18 protein-coding genes are annotated in these 17,927 nt (G+C 71.2%); 8 read left to right on the top strand and 10 right to left on the bottom strand.

Annotation, left to right across the window (positions count from 1 at the left end; translation table 11 throughout):
• Positions 1-350: 350 nt before the first annotated feature.
• Positions 351-1,394, top strand: coding sequence for a lactonase family protein (locus ACIBEI_RS09555; RefSeq protein WP_398886826.1), 1,044 nt, complete (start codon positions 351-353; stop codon positions 1,392-1,394).
• Between the two features lie 120 nt (positions 1,395-1,514).
• Here the strand turns inward: ACIBEI_RS09555 and ACIBEI_RS09550 are convergent, their stop codons facing one another.
• The 4 genes from ACIBEI_RS09550 to ACIBEI_RS09535 form a co-directional block, all read right to left on the bottom strand.
• Entirely contained in the window at positions 1,515-2,438 is a 924-nt protein-coding gene (locus ACIBEI_RS09550; RefSeq protein WP_398886825.1) for a sirohydrochlorin chelatase, read from the bottom strand.
• Positions 2,439-2,557: 119 nt separating this feature from the next.
• Complete coding sequence (locus ACIBEI_RS09545) at positions 2,558-3,565, bottom strand: N-acetylglucosamine kinase (protein ID WP_398886823.1); 1,008 nt, start codon at positions 3,563-3,565, stop codon at positions 2,558-2,560.
• A gap of 59 nt (positions 3,566-3,624) precedes the next feature.
• Positions 3,625-4,302: a uracil-DNA glycosylase gene (locus ACIBEI_RS09540; RefSeq protein ID WP_398886821.1), complete on the bottom strand. Its 678-nt coding sequence runs from the start codon at positions 4,300-4,302 to the stop codon at positions 3,625-3,627.
• 132 nt (positions 4,303-4,434) lie between these two features.
• Positions 4,435-5,520, bottom strand: coding sequence for a WD40/YVTN/BNR-like repeat-containing protein (locus ACIBEI_RS09535; protein ID WP_398886819.1), 1,086 nt, complete (start codon positions 5,518-5,520; stop codon positions 4,435-4,437).
• Between the two features lie 201 nt (positions 5,521-5,721).
• Here ACIBEI_RS09535 and ACIBEI_RS09530 point away from each other — a divergent pair, with 201 nt between their 5' ends.
• The 3 genes from ACIBEI_RS09530 to ACIBEI_RS09520 all read left to right on the top strand — a co-directional run bounded on the left by ACIBEI_RS09530 (position 5,722) and on the right by ACIBEI_RS09520 (position 8,285).
• Complete coding sequence (locus tag ACIBEI_RS09530) at positions 5,722-6,294, top strand: hypothetical protein (protein ID WP_398886817.1); 573 nt, start codon at positions 5,722-5,724, stop codon at positions 6,292-6,294.
• 134 nt (positions 6,295-6,428) lie between these two features.
• Entirely contained in the window at positions 6,429-7,379 is a 951-nt protein-coding gene (locus tag ACIBEI_RS09525; protein WP_398887369.1) for an RNA polymerase sigma-70 factor, read from the top strand.
• A gap of 150 nt (positions 7,380-7,529) precedes the next feature.
• Positions 7,530-8,285: an SDR family oxidoreductase gene (locus tag ACIBEI_RS09520; RefSeq protein ID WP_398886815.1), complete on the top strand. Its 756-nt coding sequence runs from the start codon at positions 7,530-7,532 to the stop codon at positions 8,283-8,285.
• Positions 8,286-8,315: 30 nt separating this feature from the next.
• Here ACIBEI_RS09520 and ACIBEI_RS09515 read toward each other — a convergent pair whose 3' ends face one another.
• Entirely contained in the window at positions 8,316-9,395 is a 1,080-nt protein-coding gene (locus tag ACIBEI_RS09515; protein ID WP_398886813.1) for an NADH:flavin oxidoreductase/NADH oxidase, read from the bottom strand.
• 150 nt (positions 9,396-9,545) lie between these two features.
• Between ACIBEI_RS09515 and ACIBEI_RS09510 the strand changes: the two genes are divergently transcribed.
• Positions 9,546-9,905: an ArsR/SmtB family transcription factor gene (locus tag ACIBEI_RS09510; RefSeq protein ID WP_398886811.1), complete on the top strand. Its 360-nt coding sequence runs from the start codon at positions 9,546-9,548 to the stop codon at positions 9,903-9,905.
• On the opposite strand, the gene ACIBEI_RS09505 is transcribed toward ACIBEI_RS09510, so the two are convergent.
• Both ACIBEI_RS09505 and ACIBEI_RS09500 read right to left on the bottom strand, forming a co-directional pair.
• Positions 9,825-11,228 (bottom strand): nucleobase:cation symporter-2 family protein, encoded by a 1,404-nt coding sequence (locus tag ACIBEI_RS09505; RefSeq protein WP_398886809.1) that lies wholly within the window; start codon positions 11,226-11,228, stop codon positions 9,825-9,827. The two genes, ACIBEI_RS09510 and ACIBEI_RS09505, sit on opposite strands and share 81 nt — an antisense overlap.
• A gap of 160 nt (positions 11,229-11,388) precedes the next feature.
• Complete coding sequence (locus ACIBEI_RS09500; protein ID WP_398886807.1) at positions 11,389-12,741, bottom strand: FAD-dependent oxidoreductase; 1,353 nt, start codon at positions 12,739-12,741, stop codon at positions 11,389-11,391.
• A 225-nt stretch (positions 12,742-12,966) separates the two neighbouring features.
• Between ACIBEI_RS09500 and ACIBEI_RS09495 the strand changes: the two genes are divergently transcribed.
• A complete protein-coding gene (locus ACIBEI_RS09495; protein ID WP_398886805.1) occupies positions 12,967-13,464 on the top strand; it encodes a DUF6214 family protein in 498 nt (165 codons plus the stop codon).
• A gap of 27 nt (positions 13,465-13,491) precedes the next feature.
• Here ACIBEI_RS09495 and ACIBEI_RS09490 read toward each other — a convergent pair whose 3' ends face one another.
• Positions 13,492-14,145 carry a DUF305 domain-containing protein gene (locus tag ACIBEI_RS09490; protein ID WP_398886803.1) on the bottom strand — a complete coding sequence of 218 codons (654 nt, stop codon included), beginning with the start codon at positions 14,143-14,145 and terminating at the stop codon, positions 13,492-13,494.
• A gap of 193 nt (positions 14,146-14,338) precedes the next feature.
• Between ACIBEI_RS09490 and ACIBEI_RS09485 the strand changes: the two genes are divergently transcribed.
• Entirely contained in the window at positions 14,339-15,841 is a 1,503-nt protein-coding gene (locus ACIBEI_RS09485; protein ID WP_398886801.1) for an LVIVD repeat-containing protein, read from the top strand.
• Between the two features lie 84 nt (positions 15,842-15,925).
• Here the strand turns inward: ACIBEI_RS09485 and ACIBEI_RS09480 are convergent, their stop codons facing one another.
• Entirely contained in the window at positions 15,926-16,642 is a 717-nt protein-coding gene (locus ACIBEI_RS09480; protein WP_398886799.1) for a TetR/AcrR family transcriptional regulator, read from the bottom strand.
• A gap of 254 nt (positions 16,643-16,896) precedes the next feature.
• Between ACIBEI_RS09480 and ACIBEI_RS09475 the strand changes: the two genes are divergently transcribed.
• Positions 16,897-17,142 (top strand): DUF2630 family protein, encoded by a 246-nt coding sequence (locus ACIBEI_RS09475; RefSeq protein WP_398886797.1) that lies wholly within the window; start codon positions 16,897-16,899, stop codon positions 17,140-17,142.
• 16 nt (positions 17,143-17,158) lie between these two features.
• Here ACIBEI_RS09475 and ACIBEI_RS09470 read toward each other — a convergent pair whose 3' ends face one another.
• Entirely contained in the window at positions 17,159-17,851 is a 693-nt protein-coding gene (locus ACIBEI_RS09470; RefSeq protein ID WP_398886795.1) for an HAD family hydrolase, read from the bottom strand.
• Between the last annotated feature and the right edge of the window lie 76 nt (positions 17,852-17,927).

Below are 17,927 nucleotides of genomic sequence, written 5' to 3'. Positions count from 1 at the left end.
CCACGTCCCTGCGCGGCTCGTCGGCCGTGAGCCCCTGAACCCCCTCCGTGTGTACGGCGGTTGGACACATTGCCCACGAATGAGGCAGTTTCGCGGGCCACGGAGAGGGTGGATCAGGCCGTCGGACGGGTAACCCCGCGGCTGTCGGCCGTACGGAGTCCGCGGACCGCGCGGGAGCGGTCCGCGGGCGCGGCCGCCCGAGGACACGCCATGCGCAAGGCCCCGCACGGAAGCGGCCAACGCCTCAGAGGCAAGGGGCCGGGCGGGCCGACGGCGGAGGTCCCCCGTTTGGTCTAGGCCATTGGCTGCTACCGTCGCCCCGAACGGCGTGGCACCGAGAGGGGACGGCAGTGGCGGACGGCGACGGACGGCGGCGACGGGCCTACATCGGCTCCTTCACGGCGGCAGGGGGCCTCGGTGTCCTCACCGCGGCCGTGGACGAGGAGAGCGGCGCCCTGACGCTGCTGGGCGCCGTGAACAGCGTCGCCGACCCCTCGTATCTCGCCCTCTCGCCCGCCGGGGACATGCTGTACGCGGTGAGCGAGACGGCCGACGGTGCGATCGCCGCGTACCGGCTGAAGGGCGACGAACCCTCCCTGGCCGGCCCGTTGGTGTCGGTCGGCGGCAGCGGACCCACCCACCTGAGCCTCTTCGACGGCCACGTCCTGACGGCCAACTACGGCTCCGGCAGCGTCAGCGCCGTGCCGATCCGCCACGACGGGAGCCTCGCCACCGCCTCCGGTGTGCTGCGGCACAAGGGGTCGGGTCCGCACGGGCAGCGTCAGCAGGGCCCGCACGCCCACCATGTGCAGCCCGACCCGAGCCGCCGGTGGGCCGTGAGCGTCGACCTCGGAACCGACTCGGTACGCGTGTGCGCGCTGCGGGAGGGGGCGCTCGCCCTGCACCGCGAGTTCGCGCTGCGGCCCGGCTCGGGGCCCCGCCACCTGGCGTTCCATCCGGACGGCGAGCGCGCGTACGTCCTCAACGAGCTGGCGCCGACCGTCACGGCCTGCCGGTGGGACGCCGTCGAGGGAGCGCTCCGGCCGGTCGGTGAGACGTCCGTGCTGCCGGACCTCCCCGACGGGGACGCCTACCCGTCCGGCATCGTCGTGTCGCCCGACGGCCGCTTCCTGTGGACCGCCACGCGCGGCCAGGACGTCCTCTCCGTGCTCGTGCCCGGCCCGCCCGGCGAAGGGCCCCGACTGGTCACCACAGTGCCCTGTGGGGGCACCTGGCCGCGGGCGCTCTCCCTCGACCCGACCGGGCGCTTCCTGTACGTGGCGAACGAGCGCTCGGGAAACGTCACCTGGTTCGAGGTGGACCAGGGCACGGGCGTGCCGAAGCGGGGCGGCTCGGTCAAGGCACCCGCGGCGTCCTGCGTGGTGCTCGACTAGGACACCGGCGGGGAAGACCGCCAGGACAACTGAGGGAAGATCGCAGAAACCCCGAAGGGCCCGGCTCCGGACAGCGGAGCGGGCCCTTCGGGATTGGTGCGTGTACGACCGCCGTCCGCGTCAGCGGACCGGCGCGCCCTGCGGCTGCGGGGGCGCGATGCCCAGCGCCGAGGTGTACTTCGCGAGCGCCAGTTTGCCGATCGCCGGGTACGGGCCCAGCGCGTCGGCGGCGGAGCAGCCCGCCTCCTTCGCGGCGGCGTCGAGCAGACCCGCGTCCAGCTCGGGACCGATCAGGTACGGGGCGAGCGCCAGCTGCTGCGAGCCCGAGGAGCGCAGCTGCTCGGCGGTGGCCGCGATCGCGCCGTCCACGTCGAGCGCCGCCGCCATCACGGGCACGGCGAGCCGCGCGGCGAGCAGCATGCCGGTGATTCCGGCTGCCTGCACGGCCTCGTCGCCGCCCACGGACGCCAGAATGATGCCGTCCGCGGCCGTGGCCACGGTGAACAGCCGGGCGCGGTCGGCACGGGCCAGACCGGCCTCTGAGAGCCGCACGTGCAGCCCCTCGGCGAGCAGCGGGTGCGGGCCGAGCACATCGGTCAGCTCGGCCGCCACGCGGCTGTCCATGACGGCCTGGCGGACCCGGCGCAGCAGCGCGCCGTCCGGACCCGCGAGCAGCGGGACGACCACGGCGACCGGGCCGTCGGGCTCCACCACGTCCACACCGGCGGCGCGGGCCTGCTCGAAGCGCGCGACGCGCTCCTCGGCGGCGTGCGCGAGTACGGACTGGAGCGTGGGGAACTCCGAGTCGTCCCCGTCGAGGTACCCGATCCGGCCGTCGAGACCGGGAAGCTCGGAGCGCGCGATGCTCACGACCTCCTCGGCGAGGCTGCGGGTGGCGGCGCTGGGCAGGCCCGGCACCGCGAGGACGAGCGCGGGCGCGCCCTCGGGAGCCGCCAACGGTTCCGGTCGGCGGTGCCGGCCGGGCTGGCGGGGTCGCGGCATTCGTACTGGCAGGCCGGACGCGGGCCCAGTGGGGGAGCTCATGGCGCCGAATGTTACTGGTTTCCTGGGCTCCCCTGTTCGGGGAGGGTGCAGGTGAGCGGTATCCGTCCGGTTTTGTCTGATGAGTTACGGACGGATTGATCTCACTGGCTGTCCACGGATCAAGGGGAGTGCGTCGGCCGTCGGGAGCCCGGGGGCTCCGCTGCGTCCGTCACGACGTACAGCATGCTCTCGTCGCGCGGCAGCGTCAGCCGGTCGTCGGCCAGGTCGACGGCGATGCGTACGGCACCGTCGAGCGGGTCGCCCGCCGCCGGGACCTGCCGGGCGTGCGGCAACCGTGCCGTCAGGGCGGTCCGCAACGGTACGAGGAGGGGGTCGCCCATCTTGAAGAGACCACCCGTGAGGGCGACGTGGATTTCTCCCGGTCCCTCGTCCGGGCACACCGCGGCCGCCGAGTCGGCGATGTGCCGGGCGGCGGCGGCAAGGATGTCCGCGGCCACCGGGTCGTCGCCGGAGCAGGCGGCCACCTCGGGTGCGAAGGACGCCAGGACCGCGGGGCGGTCCGAGCGCGGGTAGAGCTGTCCCGGCAGCGCCGAGGCCGCGCCGAACATCTCCTCGGCGCGGTCGAGGAGCGCGGCCGAGCCGCCGGGCCGTCCGTCGTCGGCGCGCAGCGCGGCTTCGAGGCCGGCTCGCCCGATCCACGCGCCGCTGCCGCAGTCGCCGAGGAGATGGCCCCAGCCGTCCGCTCTGCGCCAGCTCTTCAGGTCTGTGCCGATCGCGATCATCCCCGTACCGGCCGCGACGACCGCGCCCACCCGCTGGCCCAGCGCACCCGTGTACGCCGTGACGGCGTCGGCGACCAGCGCGAGCCTCCGTACGCCGAGTTCGCGCTCCAGCGCCGACGGCAGATCGGCGCGCAGCGAATCGCCCAGGGTGGTGAGACCGGCGGCGCCGATCGCGATCGCCCGAAGTCCTTCGACCCCGGTCTCGGCCGTCAACCGCCGGGCCATCGGCACCAGCTGTTCGAGGAGATGCCCGGCGTCGATGCCCCGGGGGCCCGTACGCACCGGCTCCCGGGAGGCCAGCGGAGCCGTGACCGGGCCGCCGTCGACGGCCAGGACGACCCGCACCCCCGAACCCCCGGAATCCACAGCCAGTACACCCGACATCCCCGGCACCCCCGCCACCCCCGCCACCCCCGCCACCCCCGACGTCCCGCCGGGACGGGTCACGGCAGTCGCCAGTCCACGGGGGCGCCGCCCTGGCGGGTCAGCAGGTCGTTGGCCCGGCTGAACGGACGCGAACCGAAGAAGCCGCGGTCCGCCGACATCGGTGACGGATGCGAGGACTCCACCGACGGCAGATCGCCCAGCAGCGGCCGGAGATTGCGGGCGTCGCGACCCCACAGGATCGACACCAGCGGACGTCCGCGCGCGGCCAGTGCCCGGATCGCCTGCTCGGTGACTTCTTCCCAGCCCTTGCCGCGGTGGGCGGCCGGCTTGCGCGGGGCCGTGGTGAGCGCCCTGTTGAGCAACAGCACGCCCTGCTGGGACCAGGGGGTCAGATCGCCGTTCGTCGGCGGGGGCAGGCCCAGGTCGGTGGTCAGCTCCCGGTAGATGTTGATGAGGCTGCCCGGCAGCGGACGCACCTCGGGCGCGACCGAGAACGACAGCCCCACCGCGTGTCCCGGGGTCGGATAGGGGTCCTGGCCGACGATGAGGACCCGGACGTCGTCGAAGGGTTGCTGGAAGGCGCGGAGCACGTTCGGGCCCGCCGGGAGATAGGTGCGTCCCGCGGCGATCTCCGCGCGCAGGAAGTCCCCCATCCCGGCGATCCGTCCGGCCACGGGTTCGAGGGCTTTCGCCCAGCCCTGTTCGACGATTTCATGCAACGGTCGTGGTGCCACGGCGTCACCCTACTGCCGCACACGCATGGTTGATCAACCGGTGGCCGCCGCAGGGCCCCGGGTGGTATGTGCGGTGACAGCGGCGGGTGTTGGGCCCCCGGAGGGTGGCGGGGCCCAGCCCGGTCCCGGGGCTCAATCGATCACCGCGGCCCGTACACAGAGGACGTCCGGCAGATGGGACGCCAGCTGCTGCCAGCTGTCGCCGTCGTCCGCCGACGCGAACACCTCGCCGTTGCGATTGCCGAAGTACACGCCCGCCGGGTCCGCGTCGTCCGTGCACATGGCGTCGCGCAGCACCGTGCCGTAGTGGTCCTCCTGCGGCAGTCCCGCCGAGAGCGGCTCCCAGCTCCTGCCCGCGTCCGTCGTGCGGAAGACACGGCATCGGTGGTCCGCGGGAACCCGGTCCGAGTCGGCGTTGATGGGAAAGACGTAGGCGGTGTCACCGCGATGCGGATGGGTGGCCGCGGCGAATCCGAACGTGGACGGCAGGCCCTCGCCGATGTCCGTCCACCGCGCCCCGGCGTCGTCGCTGCGGTAGACGCCCCAGTGGTTCTGCAAGTACAGGCGGTCAGGGGTCGTCGGGTCCTGCGCGATCTTGTGTACGCACTGGCCGAACTCCGGGTTCGGATCCGGCAGGAACACCGCCTCGACGCCGGAGTTGGACGGCTCCCAGCTCTCCCCGCCGTCCTTCGTGCGGAAGACGCCGGCCGTGGAGACGGCGACCGTCACCGCGCGGGGGTCGCGCGCGTCGGTCAGGACGGTGTGGAGGCCCTCTCCGCCGCCGCCGGGCACCCACTTCGAGCGGGTGGGGTGCTCCCAGAGGGGGCGGACGAGCTCGAAGGACTCGCCACGGTCCGTCGAGCGGAACAGCGCCGCCGGTTCCGTGCCCGCGTACACCACGTCCGGTTCGGCCGCCGATGGGTGCAGCTGCCACACGCGCTCCAGCGAAGCCCCGGTGTCCTGGGGGAACTTGACGGCGGCCTTGGCCGGCTCGGTCCATGTGCGGCCCAGGTCGTCCGAGTGGAACACGGACGGGCCCCAGTGCGCGCTGTCGCCGCCGACGAGGAGCCGCGGCACGTCACCACGGGTGTCGATCGCGACCGAATAGACCGCCTGAGCGTTGAAGTACGGACTGTCGTCGAACTCCCAGGCGCCGCCGCGCCGCCGTCCGACGAACAGTCCCTTGCGTGTGCCTACCGTGAGCAGTACCTCGGCCATGCCGGCCACCTCCGGACCTCGTTGTCTCAGATATCGGCCAGTTTGCACCCCGGCACTGACAGTCACCCCTGGACGCGACATTTACGCAGGTCAGAACGTTTCTTCGGTGGAGCGGGCGATGTGGGGTACGTCTCCTGAGCAACAGGGCGGCGGCGTTCGTATGGGAGGGCGTCGGTGTGCCGGTGATGAGGAGGGCCCGCGATGGCGGCGTTACGAGGTCCGAGGGCGTTGCTGTGGCGTTGGTGGCCCAATCCACTGCGGCGCCGCAGTGACAGGGTGGAGGCCTGGGCCGTGCTCGCCACCTGGCTGCTCGTCCTGCTCGCCGGGCTGGTCGCGGGTCTGGCGGCCGCGCAGTCGGTCGAGCGCACCCTCGCCAGGGAGCGCGTCGAGTGGCGGCCCGTACCCGCACAGCTCACCGAGCGAGCGCCCGGCACCAGGGAAGCCGGTGTGGAGCGGGTGTGGGCGAAGGTCCGCTGGACCGCGCCCGACGGTTCGGCCCACGAGGGCCAGACCCGGGTCGACCCCGGCAGCACGGCCGGCACCCCGGTCACCGTGTGGACCGACCCCGACGGCCTCCTCGTCACCAGGCCCGCGACGGAGGCCCAGGCCGGTCTGCGGGCGGCGATGATCGGCGTTCTGATCGGAGTGAGCGCCTCGGCCGTGCCCTTCGCCGGCGGGCGGGTGGTCCGCGGCCGTCTGGAGCGGCGGCGGATGGACGAGTGGGACACGGAGTGGGAGCGGGTCGGTCCCCAGTGGGGCTGGAAGACCGGCTGAAGGGGCGGACCGCGGTGTCGTGAACACCGCGGCCGCCCGCGTCGCGTCCCGTGTCCCGCGTCCCGTGTCCCGTGTCCCGTGCAAGAATCCGCCCGTTCACGGAGCGGCTCACGGAGGCGGAGGCAGCAGCGGCGATGCGTTCGGACCAGCCGGAGAGAGCTGCGGAGGCGCTGCGTTCGGAGGATCCGGGGAAGAGCGCGCTGGACGACGCCGCGACGGTCTTCGTCGGCGTGCGCCGGCAGCTCTTCGGTATCGCCTACCGCATGCTCGGCAGCGCGGCGGAGGCCGAGGACATCGTCCAGGAGGCCTGGCTGCGCTGGCAGTCGACGGACCGCACGGTCGTCCTGGACCCGCCCGCCTATCTCGCCACCGTGACGACCCGCCTGGCGATCAACGTCGCCCAGTCCGCACGCGTGCGCCGCGAGACGTACGTCGGCCCGTGGCTTCCCGAACCGGTGGACACCAGCCTCGACCCGCAGCTGGGGGCCGAACGGGGCGAAGCGGTGGAGCTGGCGGTGCTCCTCGTCCTGGAGAAACTGACGCCGACGGAACGGGCGGCCTACGTCCTCCGCGAGGCGTTCGACTACCCGTACGAGCAGATCGCGGCCATCCTCGAAACGGGGCAGGCCAACGCCCGTCAGCTGGTCAGCCGGGCCCGTCGGCGCCTGGCCGCCGAGCGGCGGGAGCCGGTGGACGCGGGCGAGCACCGGCGGCTGCTCGAAGTCTTCCTGGCGGCGGCGCGGACGGGTGACCTCGCGGCACTCGAAGAGCTGCTCGCCGAGGACGTCGTGAGCTACTCGGACGGTGGGGGAGTGCGGGGCGCGTCGAGGATCCCGGTGTTCGGCAGTGTCCGCGTCGCCAAGTACCTGGCGGCCTTCGCGCCGAGGTTCTGGCCCGGCGCCGAGGTCGAGTGGGCCGAGGCGAACGGCCGCCCGGCCGTGCTCGTCTCGCACGAGGGCCGAGCCGTCGCCCTGCTGGCCGTCGACGCCTCCGTGCGGGGCATCGACCGGATCATGTGGGTGATGAACCCCGCCAAGCTCGACCCGTACGTCCGGTCTCTTTCGGGTCCTCGCGGCACTCCGTAGGAGGCGGGCGGCGGGAGGAGAGCCGGTCGGCACCAGGAGAAGAGCCCGGCGGAGCCAGGAGAGGACCGAGGCTGTCACAAACCCGAACCCTGTCCGGTCTACATGGTCAGCAGGTCCGATCACGTCGGACGAAACCGGAAGGGTTGCACCATGAAGATCGTAGTCATCGGCGGCACCGGGCTCATCGGGTCGAAGCTGGTGGAGAGGCTCAGGGCGGACGGCCACGAGGTCCTGCCCGCCTCCCCGAACACCGGCGTCAACAGCATCACGGGCGAGGGCCTCGACGACGCGCTCAAGGGCGCCTCGGTCGTCGTCGACGTGTCCAACTCGCCCTCCTTCGAGGACAGCGCGGTGCTGGAGTTCTTCCGTACGTCCACGGGCAACCTCGTCGCGGCCGAGGCCGCGGCGGGCGTGGGACACCATGTCGCCCTGTCGGTCGTGGGGAGCGAACAGTTGCCCGACTCGGGCTACCTGCGCGCCAAGGTCGCCCAGGAGGAGCTGATCAAGGGCTCCGGAGTTCCGTACACGATCGTCCGCGCCACCCAGTTCTTCGAGTTCGTGAAGGGCATCGCGGCAGGATCCACCGAGGGCGACACGGTCCGGCTGCCCTCCTCGCTCCTCCAGCCGCTCGCGTCCGACGACGTGGTCGCGGCGGTCGCCCTGGCCGCCGAGGCGGCTCCGCTGAACGGCACCACCGAGGTGGCGGGCCCCGAGGAGCTCCACCTGGACGAGTTCGTCCGCACGGGCCTGGCGGCCGAGAAGGACCCGCGCGAGGTCGTCACCGACGAGTCCGTCGGCTACTTCGGCGCACACCCCCAGGGGCGCGAGCTGCTGCCCGGCCCCGACGCCCACCTCGCCGGGACGAGCTTCACGGAATGGCTCGGCCGCCAGAAGCAGGCCGCGTAAGAGGCAGGTCCCGCCTCGGGCTGGACCTGTTCAGACCGAGCGGTGGTACTGGTCTGGCACGTGCACATCGCCCCCGAGTTCGCGGGCCGCGTGCCGGGCCCACGAGGGGTTGCGCAGCAGCTCCCGGCCGAGCAGAACGGCGTCCGCCTCACCGTTGGCGACGATCTTCTCGGCCTGCTCGACGTCGGTGATGAGACCGACGGCGGCGACGGCCATCGAGGTCTCGCCCTTCACGCGCGCGGCGAAGGGCACCTGGTAGCCCGGCCCGACGGGGATGCGTACGCCGGACGCGTTGCCGCCCGTGGAGACGTCGAGCAGATCCACGCCGTGGGCGGTCAGTTCGGCGGCGAAGCGGACCGTGTCGTCGGCCGTCCAGCCGTTCTCCTCCAGCCAGTCGGTGGCCGAGATGCGGAAGAACAGCGGCTTGTCGTCCGGCCACACCTCGCGCACGGCGTCCACGACTTCGAGAGCGAAGCGCACACGGTTCTCGTACGTGCCGCCGTACGCGTCCGTGCGCCGGTTGGAGTGCGGGGAGAGGAACTCACCGATCAGGTAGCCGTGCGCGCCGTGGATCTCGGCGATCTCGAAGCCGGCGTCCAGCGCCCGCCGAGCCGCGTCGGCGAACTGACCGACGATCTCCTTGATCCCGTCCACCGTCAGCTCGGTCGGCACGGGGTGGTTGTCGTCGAAGGCGACCGGGCTCGGTCCGAGCGGCTGCCAGCCGTACGCGTCAGGGCCGACGGGCGCGCCGCCCTTCCAGGGGCGGTCGGTCGAGGCCTTGCGGCCGCCGTGTCCGAGCTGGATCGCGGGAACCGTGCCCTGGGACACCAGGAACCGCGTGATCCGCCGGAACGCCTCGACCTGGGTGTCGTTCCAGATGCCCAGGTCGTACGGCGAGATCCGCCCCTCGGGGCTGACCGCGGTGGCCTCGACGATGATCAGGCCCGTCCCGCCGGCGGCGCGCGCCGCGTAGTGCGCGAAGTGCCAGTCGTTCGGGGCGCCCGTCTCGGGGCCCTCCGGCGCGGCCGAGTACTGGCACATCGGCGGCATCCAGACCCGGTTCGGGACGGTCAGATCGCGCAGGGTGTAGGGCTCGAAGAGCGCGCTCACGGCGGACTCCAATTCGTGACGGGGCCGGGTTACGACTCGTACGATAAGCATCGTAGTACGGCGGATGTCAAACTACGAGACCTCTCGTACAATGAGGTTCTCTGGAGATCTCGGACCTCGGATTTCCGGCCCCGACGGACTGGAGCCGCCGTGACGACCGCCGCCCCCGCCAGCAGCAGCCGCGACCTCCCGCACCCCGAGTGCACGGAGATCCGGCTGGAGGCCGTGCTGCACGCGCTCTCCGATCCGATGCGGCTCCAGGTCGTGCGAGAGCTCGCCGCCGACGGCGACGAGCTCTCCTGTTCGCACTTCGACCTGCCCGTCACCAAGTCCACGACCACGCACCACTTCCGGGTGCTGCGGGAGGCGGGTGTGATCCGGCAGATCTACCGGGGCACCGCCAAGATGAACGGGCTGCGGCGGGACGACCTAGACGACCTCTTCCCTGGGCTTCTCGACAGTGTCCTCGCCGCCGCCGCTCGCCAGGCCGTCCGTCTCGGCGGAAGCTGAACTTCCCTTCGAGGGAAGGTGGTTGAAGAGCAGGTTCAGCACGATCGCGGTGAGGCAGCCCGCGCTGATACCGCTGTTCATCACCGTCTGGAACCAGTCGGGGAACTTCGCGTACACCGTCGGCACGCCGACCGGCAGCATCCCGATGGCGAGCGAAACGGCCACCACCGTCAGGTTGTTGTTGCCCTTGAAGTCGACCTGGGCCAGCGTCCGCAGCCCGCTCGCGGCGACCGTGCCGAACATGACCAGTCCCGCGCCGCCGAGCACCGGAGCCGGTATGGCCGCGACCACCGCGCCCAGCTTGGGCAGCAGGCCGAGCAGGACGAGGATGCCGCCCGCGGTGGCGACCACCCAGCGGCTACGGACCCGCGTCATGCCGACGAGACCGACGTTCTGCGCGTACGCCGTGTACGGGAACGTGTTGAAGACCCCGCCGAGGACCGTGGACAGGCCGTCCGCGCGCAGGCCGTCGGCGAGTGAGCGGGGCTCGATCTTCCGGTCGGTCATCTCGCCGACCGCGATGAAGTCACCGGTCGTCTCCGTCATGGTCACAAGCGCGACCACGAGCATCGAAGCGATCGCCGACGCCTCGAACGTGGGGGCGCCGAAGTGGAACGGTGTACTGATGCCGAGCCAGTCCGCGTTCCCGACCCCGTCGAAGTCCGTGAAGCCGAACGGCACGGCGACCGCGAGCCCCACCGCGATGCCGAGCAGCACCGCGATCCGGCTCAGGAAGACCGGCGCGAACCGCTGCACGGCGAGCACGACCGCCAGGACGAAGCCCGCGAGCGCCAGGTTCTTCGGCTCACCGAAGTCCGGTGAACCGACCCCGCCCGCCGCCCAGTTGCCCGCCACCGGCAGCAGCGAGAGCCCGATGATCAGGATCACCGTGCCCGTGACGAGCGGCGGGAAGAAGCGCAGCAGCTTCCCGAAGACCGGCGCCAGCAGGATGATCGCCAGCCCGGCGACGATCACCGACCCGTAGATCGCGGGCAGTCCGCCGCCGCCCGTACCGATCAGCACCATCGGCGACACGGCGGCGAAGGTGCAGCCCTGCATGATCGGCAGCCGCACGCCGAAGCGCCAGAAGCCGACGCACTGGATGAGCGTCGCGATGCCGCACAGCAGCAGGTCGGCCGTGATCAGGTACGCCATGTCGGCCGGCGACAGCTTCATCGCGCTGCCGACGATCAGGGGGACCGCGACCGCGCCCGCGTACATCGCGAGTACGTGCTGCAGGCCGAAGGCGGCGAGGTGGCGGACGGGTGGGACCTCGTCCACGGGGTGCACTTGACGTGCGGGGGTGGGGGTCGGGGTTGCCATGGGCACTCCAGGAGCGGCGGGGAGGAGGGGACTGCCTGAGACCGTAGGTGGATTACACAGTTTGTTGATTTCCGGTCTGTTGCCGGCAGGTGTCATGCCCGGAGAGGTGCGTGGCTATCCGCGGGCTGGATGTGGCTGGTCGCGCAGTTCCCCGCGCCCCTTACGGGGCGCCTGTTGCGCGGGCCGCTTCCAGCAGCGACTGCCAGTCGGGGAGTTTGACCACGTGCCGGCCCAGGGAGGCGCCCAAGGCCGCCTCCGCCCGTTCGATCGCCTGCCAGCCCTCCCACTCGACCGGGTGCAGGCCCGCCGCCCTCAGTGCGGCCAGCGGGTCGTGCGGCACATCGCGCTGCGCGAGCGTGGGCGCGTCCTCCAGGAGTGACGTCACCGTTTCCTTTGCGCAGGGGCGGTTGGTGCCGATGACGCCTGTGGGGCCGCGTTTGATCCAGCCCGCCACGTACTCGCCGGGGGAGACCGAGCCGTCGCGCAGGACACGGCCCGCCAGGTGGGGCACGGTGCCGAGGCTCGCGTCGAAGGGGAGGCCCTCCAGGGGCACTCCGCGGTAGCCGACCGAGCGCAGGACCAACTGGGCCTCGATGTCCTCGAATCGGCCCGTCCCCGTCACGCCGCCCCGGCCGTCCGGGAGAGTCCGTTCGAAGCGGACGGCACCCACGCGGCCCCCGTCCGGGAGGAGTTCGACCGGGCGGAGGAAGAAGCGGAGCCGGATCCGCCGGCTGCCGGCGGGGCGTGGCTGTTCGGCCCAGCCGCGCAGTACCTCGACGTTGCGGCGCTGCGCGGCGGGCAGTCCGGAGGGGTCGGCGTATGCCGGGTCGAGCGCCAACTCCGCAGGATCCACGACCACTTCGGTGTCCGGCAGGCCGCCCAGTTCGCGCAGCTCCTTGGTGGTGAAGCGGGCCTGCGACGGCCCGCGGCGTCCCACCATCTGGATTTCCCGCACCGGGCTGTCGGCCAGTGCGGCGAGCGCTGCCTGGGGCATGTCGGTGGGGCTCAGCTCCTCGGTGGCGCGCGCCAGCATTCGGGTCACGTCCACCGCCACGTTGCCGACGCCGATGACGACCGCCGCCCGCGCGCCGACGACGAATCCGTCGGACAGGGAGTCCGGATGCGCGCTGTACCAGGACACGAACTCGGTCGCCGACCAACTGCCCGGCAGCTCCTCGCCGGGCACTCCGAGATGCCGGTCGGTGGCGGCGCCCACGCAGTACACGACCGCGTGGTACAGCTCCCGCAGCCGGGCGGCCGGCAGCCCGTCCGGGCCGACCCGGACGCCGCCGAGGAACCGGACCCGCTCGTGCTCCAGGACCGTACGCAGATTGTTCTGCAGTGACTTGATCTTCTCGTGGTCGGGTGCCACGCCGTAGCGCACCAGCCCGTACGGGCACGGCAGCCGGTCAAGGACATCCACCCTGACGTCCGGCACCTGGCCCTGCTGGACGAGCCCCTGCGCGGTGTACACCCCACTCGGCCCCGAGCCGACGACGGCGACCTGCAGCACGGCTGAGCCCCTTCCCCGAGGAGAACGAGGAGATCGCTGGTGCTTCCAGCATCGCACCGCACGGCGCGCCCGGGGAGGGGCAGAACACGGTGCTGCGCCGACGGGGTGCCCCGCCCGGAACGCATGCGTGCCTATTCGCAGTGAATGTGATCATGCGGTTACGTTGAGTATGTGCTGGAAGCATCCTTTCTTAATCTTTTTGATCGATATGGGCCGGACGGTGTCGTGTCCGTGTGGCCCGCCTGGGAAGTGCGGGAGCACGGGCAGGAGCGCGACACCGCCACGACGTGGTGCAACGTCCGGCTGTCCTTCGACGACGGCGCCCAGGTCGACATGCTCGCCGTGGTGTGCGACGGATCCGTCTCCGTCGAGGACGTGCGGGCCCGGCCCGCACTCTCGCTCGACGACCTGGCGGTTCTTCCGGACTGGATCGAGGGCCCGCTCCTGGAGGCGTGCGGGGGCGCGGCGGAACCGGTGGGCGCCGTGTCCGCCGACGGGTCCGCCGACGGGTCCGCGGAGAAGCGGCACGCACGCCCCGCCCGGCCGCGTGGCGTCGAGGGCCGGCGCTTCGTCGCCGGGGAGTATCTGGCGGCCCAGGGGGCGGGACGGGACCCGGTGCTCGCGGTGATGTCCGCGACCGGACACAGCCGTCGACGCGCGCTCAGACTGATCGCCGGAGCGCGGGACGCGGGCCTGCTGACGCCGCGTCATGTCAGACGCTGATCCGCCGGCGACCGGGTCGAGTGCGGGTCAGGACATGTCGCGCATCCGGCTGATCTCGGCCGTCTGCTGGGCGATCACGTCGTCGGCCATCTCCTCGATCTGAAGGTTGTTGCCCTGGGCCTTCACATCCGTGGCCATGGTGATCGCACCGTCGTGATGAGTGATCATCAGCTTCAGGAACAGCTTGTCGAACGCCTTGCCCTGCGCCGCCCGCAGCTTCTTGAGCTGCGCCTCGGTCGCCATGCCCGGCATCGGCTCGTGGTCGTGGGACTCGCTCTTCCCGGCACCGCCGTGGTTCTTGAGCCAGCTCTTCATGGTGTTGATCTCGGGTCGCTGCGCGGCCGTGATCCGGTCGGCCAGCCCCTTCACCCGGGTCGACTCGGCATGCTTCGCGGCGAGTTCCGTCATCTCCAGCGCCTGCGTGTGATGCTCGATCATCATGCGCGCGTAGTCGCGGTCGGCGGTATTGGGGGAGTCGTCCTCCGCCCGGTGCTTCGCGGCGTCCTCGGCGGAGAGGGTCTGGGCGGCCTCGCCCGGCTTGCCGGGGGCGATGACCGAAGGGCCCGTACCCGCCGCGGACTTGGACGTGGTCTCGTCGTCCGAACCCGTGCAGCCACCGAGGGCGAGGACGGCGGACGCCACGATTGCGACGCGGTACAGGGACGTACGGCCAAACGGCACAGCGACCTCCTGAGTCACCCGGGACAGCAGACACCTCGTGAGTGTTGATGACCGTACTAGCACGCTTCTGAACTCGATTGATCAAAAACATTCATTACGAATGCGTTGCCGCCTGTTGATCTGTGCATGATGAAGACGATACTTCGGGTGAACCTGAACCGTTCGACCGCGAACGGCTACAAGGGAGGACGCAGTGACCCTGTTGAACAACCACCGAACGCGGCGCAGACGTCTGGGAGTTGCCGCCACCGCGGCGGGTCTCCTGGCAGCGCTGCTCACGGCCGGTCCGGCGGTCGCGACGCCAGACCCCGGGGACTCGCCGGCCACGTCGCAGAAGGTGTCCAAGAGCGAGGCGGCCGAGGCCAGGGCCGCGATAGCGAACGGCGAGATACCCGGGCAGGACGAGATCGTCCACTCGGAGAACATCGAGCACCTCGCCAACATCCCCAAGGACACGCTGGCGGGCACCAATTCGGACCTTGCCTTCCAGGGCAAGTACGCGTTCGCCGGCAACTACGACGGCTTCCGTATCTTCGACATCAGCAACCCGAAGTCCCCGAAGACGGTCTCCCAGGTGCTCTGCCCGGGCTCGCAGAACGACATCTCCGTCTCCGGCGACCTGCTCTTCCTGTCGACCGACTCCTCGCGCAGTGACAACTCCTGCAACAGCACCACGCAGCCTGCGACCGAGAAGTCCTCCTGGGAGGGCATGAAGGTCTTCGACATCAGCGACAAGCGGAACCCGAAGTACGTCGCCGCCGTCGAGACCGCCTGCGGCTCGCACACCCACACGCTGGTGCCGGAGCGCAAGAACGTCTACGTCTACGTCTCCTCGTACTCGCCGAGCGCCGCCTTCCCGGACTGCCAGCCGCCGCACGACGGCATCTCGGTCATAAAGGTGCCGCGCAAGGCACCGCAGAAGGCCAAGATCGTCAACTTCCCCGTCCTGTTCCCCGGTTCGGGGCCTGACGGCGGCGGCAACCCGGGCGGGCCCACCAACCCGGGCGTCTCGAAGACCACCGGCTGCCACGACATCACCGTGCTCCCCTCCAAGGACCTCGCGGCGGGCGCCTGCATGGGCGACGGCATCCTGTTCTCCATCAAGGACCCGGAGAACCCGAAGATCATCGACCAGGTCCAGGACAACGTGAACTTCGCGTTCTGGCACTCGGCGAGCTTCAACCAGAAGGCCAACAAGGTCGTCTTCACCGATGAGTTGGGCGGCGGCGGCGCGGCCACCTGCAACGCGGCCACGGGTCCGAACCGCGGCGCCGACGGCATCTACGACATCGTCGGCAAGGGCGACAAGCGCAAGCTCGTCTTCAAGAGCTACTTCAAGATCCCGCGCCACCAGGCGGACACCGAGAACTGCGTGGCCCACAACGGCTCGCTGATCCCGGTCAAGGGCAAGGACATCATGGTCCAGGCCTGGTACCAGGGCGGCATCTCCGTCTGGGAGTTCACCGACTCCTCGAAGCCCAAGGAGATCGCCTTCTTCGAGCGCGGTCCGCTGAGCACCACGAGCATGGTCGGCGGCGGCTCCTGGTCCGCGTACTACTACAACGGCTACATCTACTCGAACGACATGGTCAAGGGCTTCGACGTCCTGAAGATCAACGACCGTCGTACGGACCCGGCGAAGTGGGAGCGTCTGCGTGAGCTGAACGTCCAGACGCAGCCGGACTACTTCGACTGACCGGACCGGACTTCTTCGGCTGGTCTGCCTGATTCGGCCGACCGGACCGTTTCGGTCGGCTGGCTGGCTGGCCGGTCGGCCGGACTACTCCGGTCGGCCGGTCCGGTCGGTCTCGTCCGTCTCGCGGTGGTGCTCACGGCCCCGCTCGCGGCTCTCGGGAGCGAAGAACCGTGAGAGGTCCTCGTGGCAGGTCCCGTCGGGTGTCTCGGCGCCCGGCGGGGCACCCCGCTCCCAGTCGAGCCGGTAGCGCCGGAACAGCTCGGCCCGCAGCGTCCGGAGCGGCATCGGGACCCCAGGCACCAGTGCCGCGTACACCGAGCCCATCAGGAGCGCGCGCAGCATCGGGTAGTCGGTGGCGGCGTCCGGTGAGCCGTAGCGGGCCATGGTGTCGCTGAGCAGTTCCGCCAGGCGCTGCTGCTCCGGGCACTGCATGAACCCCTCGGCCTGCAGGATGCCCGCCATGTGCTGCCGCATCACCATGGGGTGGTCCCGCGCCAGGCCCAGGACGGCGTCGATGGCCCGCGCCATGCGCTCCCGACCGTCCTCCGTACGCGGCTCGCGCTCCAGCGCCTCCTCCAGCGTGCGGTGCATCAGCCGGTGCACCGCCGACTGTACGAGCTGGCGTTTGCCCGGGAAGTAGTACGAGACCAGGCCGCGGGCCGAGCCCGCCCGGTCCGCTATGTCGCCCAAGGTCGTGGCCTCGTACCCACGCTCGCTGACCAGCTCCAGGGCCGCCTGCAGAAGCCTCTCGCGGGAACGCCGCCGCAACTCTTCATTGACCGAGGGGCTGCGAGGGGACATCCTATGTACTCCTGCGTTGACTGGCTGCCAGCCAACTATACTCAGGCGCGTCCGGAGCGACCCCGTCAGGGATCTTCTCCGGGCTGCCGTCCGCTCGGGGCGACGCGGGGGATCGTCCCGGGCGGACGGGAAGTACTGCCGCTTCCGTGCCGCCTGCGTGCCGTCCCGTACAGCCGCCCGGGCCTGACCAGCAGCTGTCGCCGAGCCGTCGTCCGCTCCTTACAGTGGGCTGGAGTGCCGAGGAGGCGTGGGACATGGATCAAGAGCAGATCCTGGCCAGGATCACGGCGATGGTCGACGACGAACGCAGGCTCCGTGACGCCGTCGCGTCCGGGCAGATCGACAGCACGACCGAGCACGAACGGCTCGGGCAGCTGGAGCGCGAGCTCGACCAGTGCTGGGACCTGCTGCGCCAGCGGCGCGCGAAGACGGAGTTCGGCGAGAACCCGGACGAGGCGCACGTCCGTCCGTCGACGCAGGTCGAGGGCTACCAGAGCTGACCGACCCGCCGAGGGCTCATCCCACCAGGTCCAGTACCGGCCGCAGGCCGTCCGGGCGCTCCGTGACGGGCAGGTGGTCGACGAAGTGCACTCCGCAGCCGAGGGCCGCGGCTCCGCCGTCCGCGCGCCGGTCGTCGCCGACCATCAGGGTGTCCCGCGGATCGGCCCCGAGCGCGCCGCAGGCGGCCGCGAACAGCCTGGGGTCCGGCTTCTGGATGCCGTGCTCGTAGGACAGAACGTACGCGTCGATGTACGGGTCGAGGCCGTGCTCCCTGAACACCGGCCGCAGGTCCCAGCCGATGTTGCTGACCACGCCGACGGCGACACCGCGCTCGCGCAGCGCGCCCAGTACCTCGGCGGTGTCGGGGTACGGGCGCCAGGCGGCCGGCACCATATGGCGGTCGTACAGCCTGTCGTGCAGCTCCGGATCGGGGAGCGCCACCTGACGGGAGACACCGGTGTACGCCGCCCGGTGCAGCTCGGAGCTCTGGTCGCGGACGCCCCAGTGCGGGGCCACGTCGTCCGGCACCGGCTCCGATGGGAGGGCCCCGCCCGGCAGGGCGCCCACGGCCTCCAGTTCCTTCGTCGCCCGGATCAACTCCGCCTCGGACAGGGACACTTCGGAGTCGGCCAGGACCGCGCGCAGCCAGGACTCGGTGGATTCGATTCGGAAGAGGGTTCCGGAGAAGTCGAACAACACGGCAGCCATGTGCCGGACTCTACCGGCCGCCCCGTGACGCGGAGCTGGTCACCCGCAGGTTGAACTCGCCCTGAACGTCAGGGAG

Source organism: Streptomyces sp. NPDC050988, from assembly GCF_044456225.1.
Lineage (GTDB): Bacteria > Actinomycetota > Actinomycetes > Streptomycetales > Streptomycetaceae > Streptomyces.
This window is presented reverse-complemented; position numbering and strand designations above follow the sequence as displayed.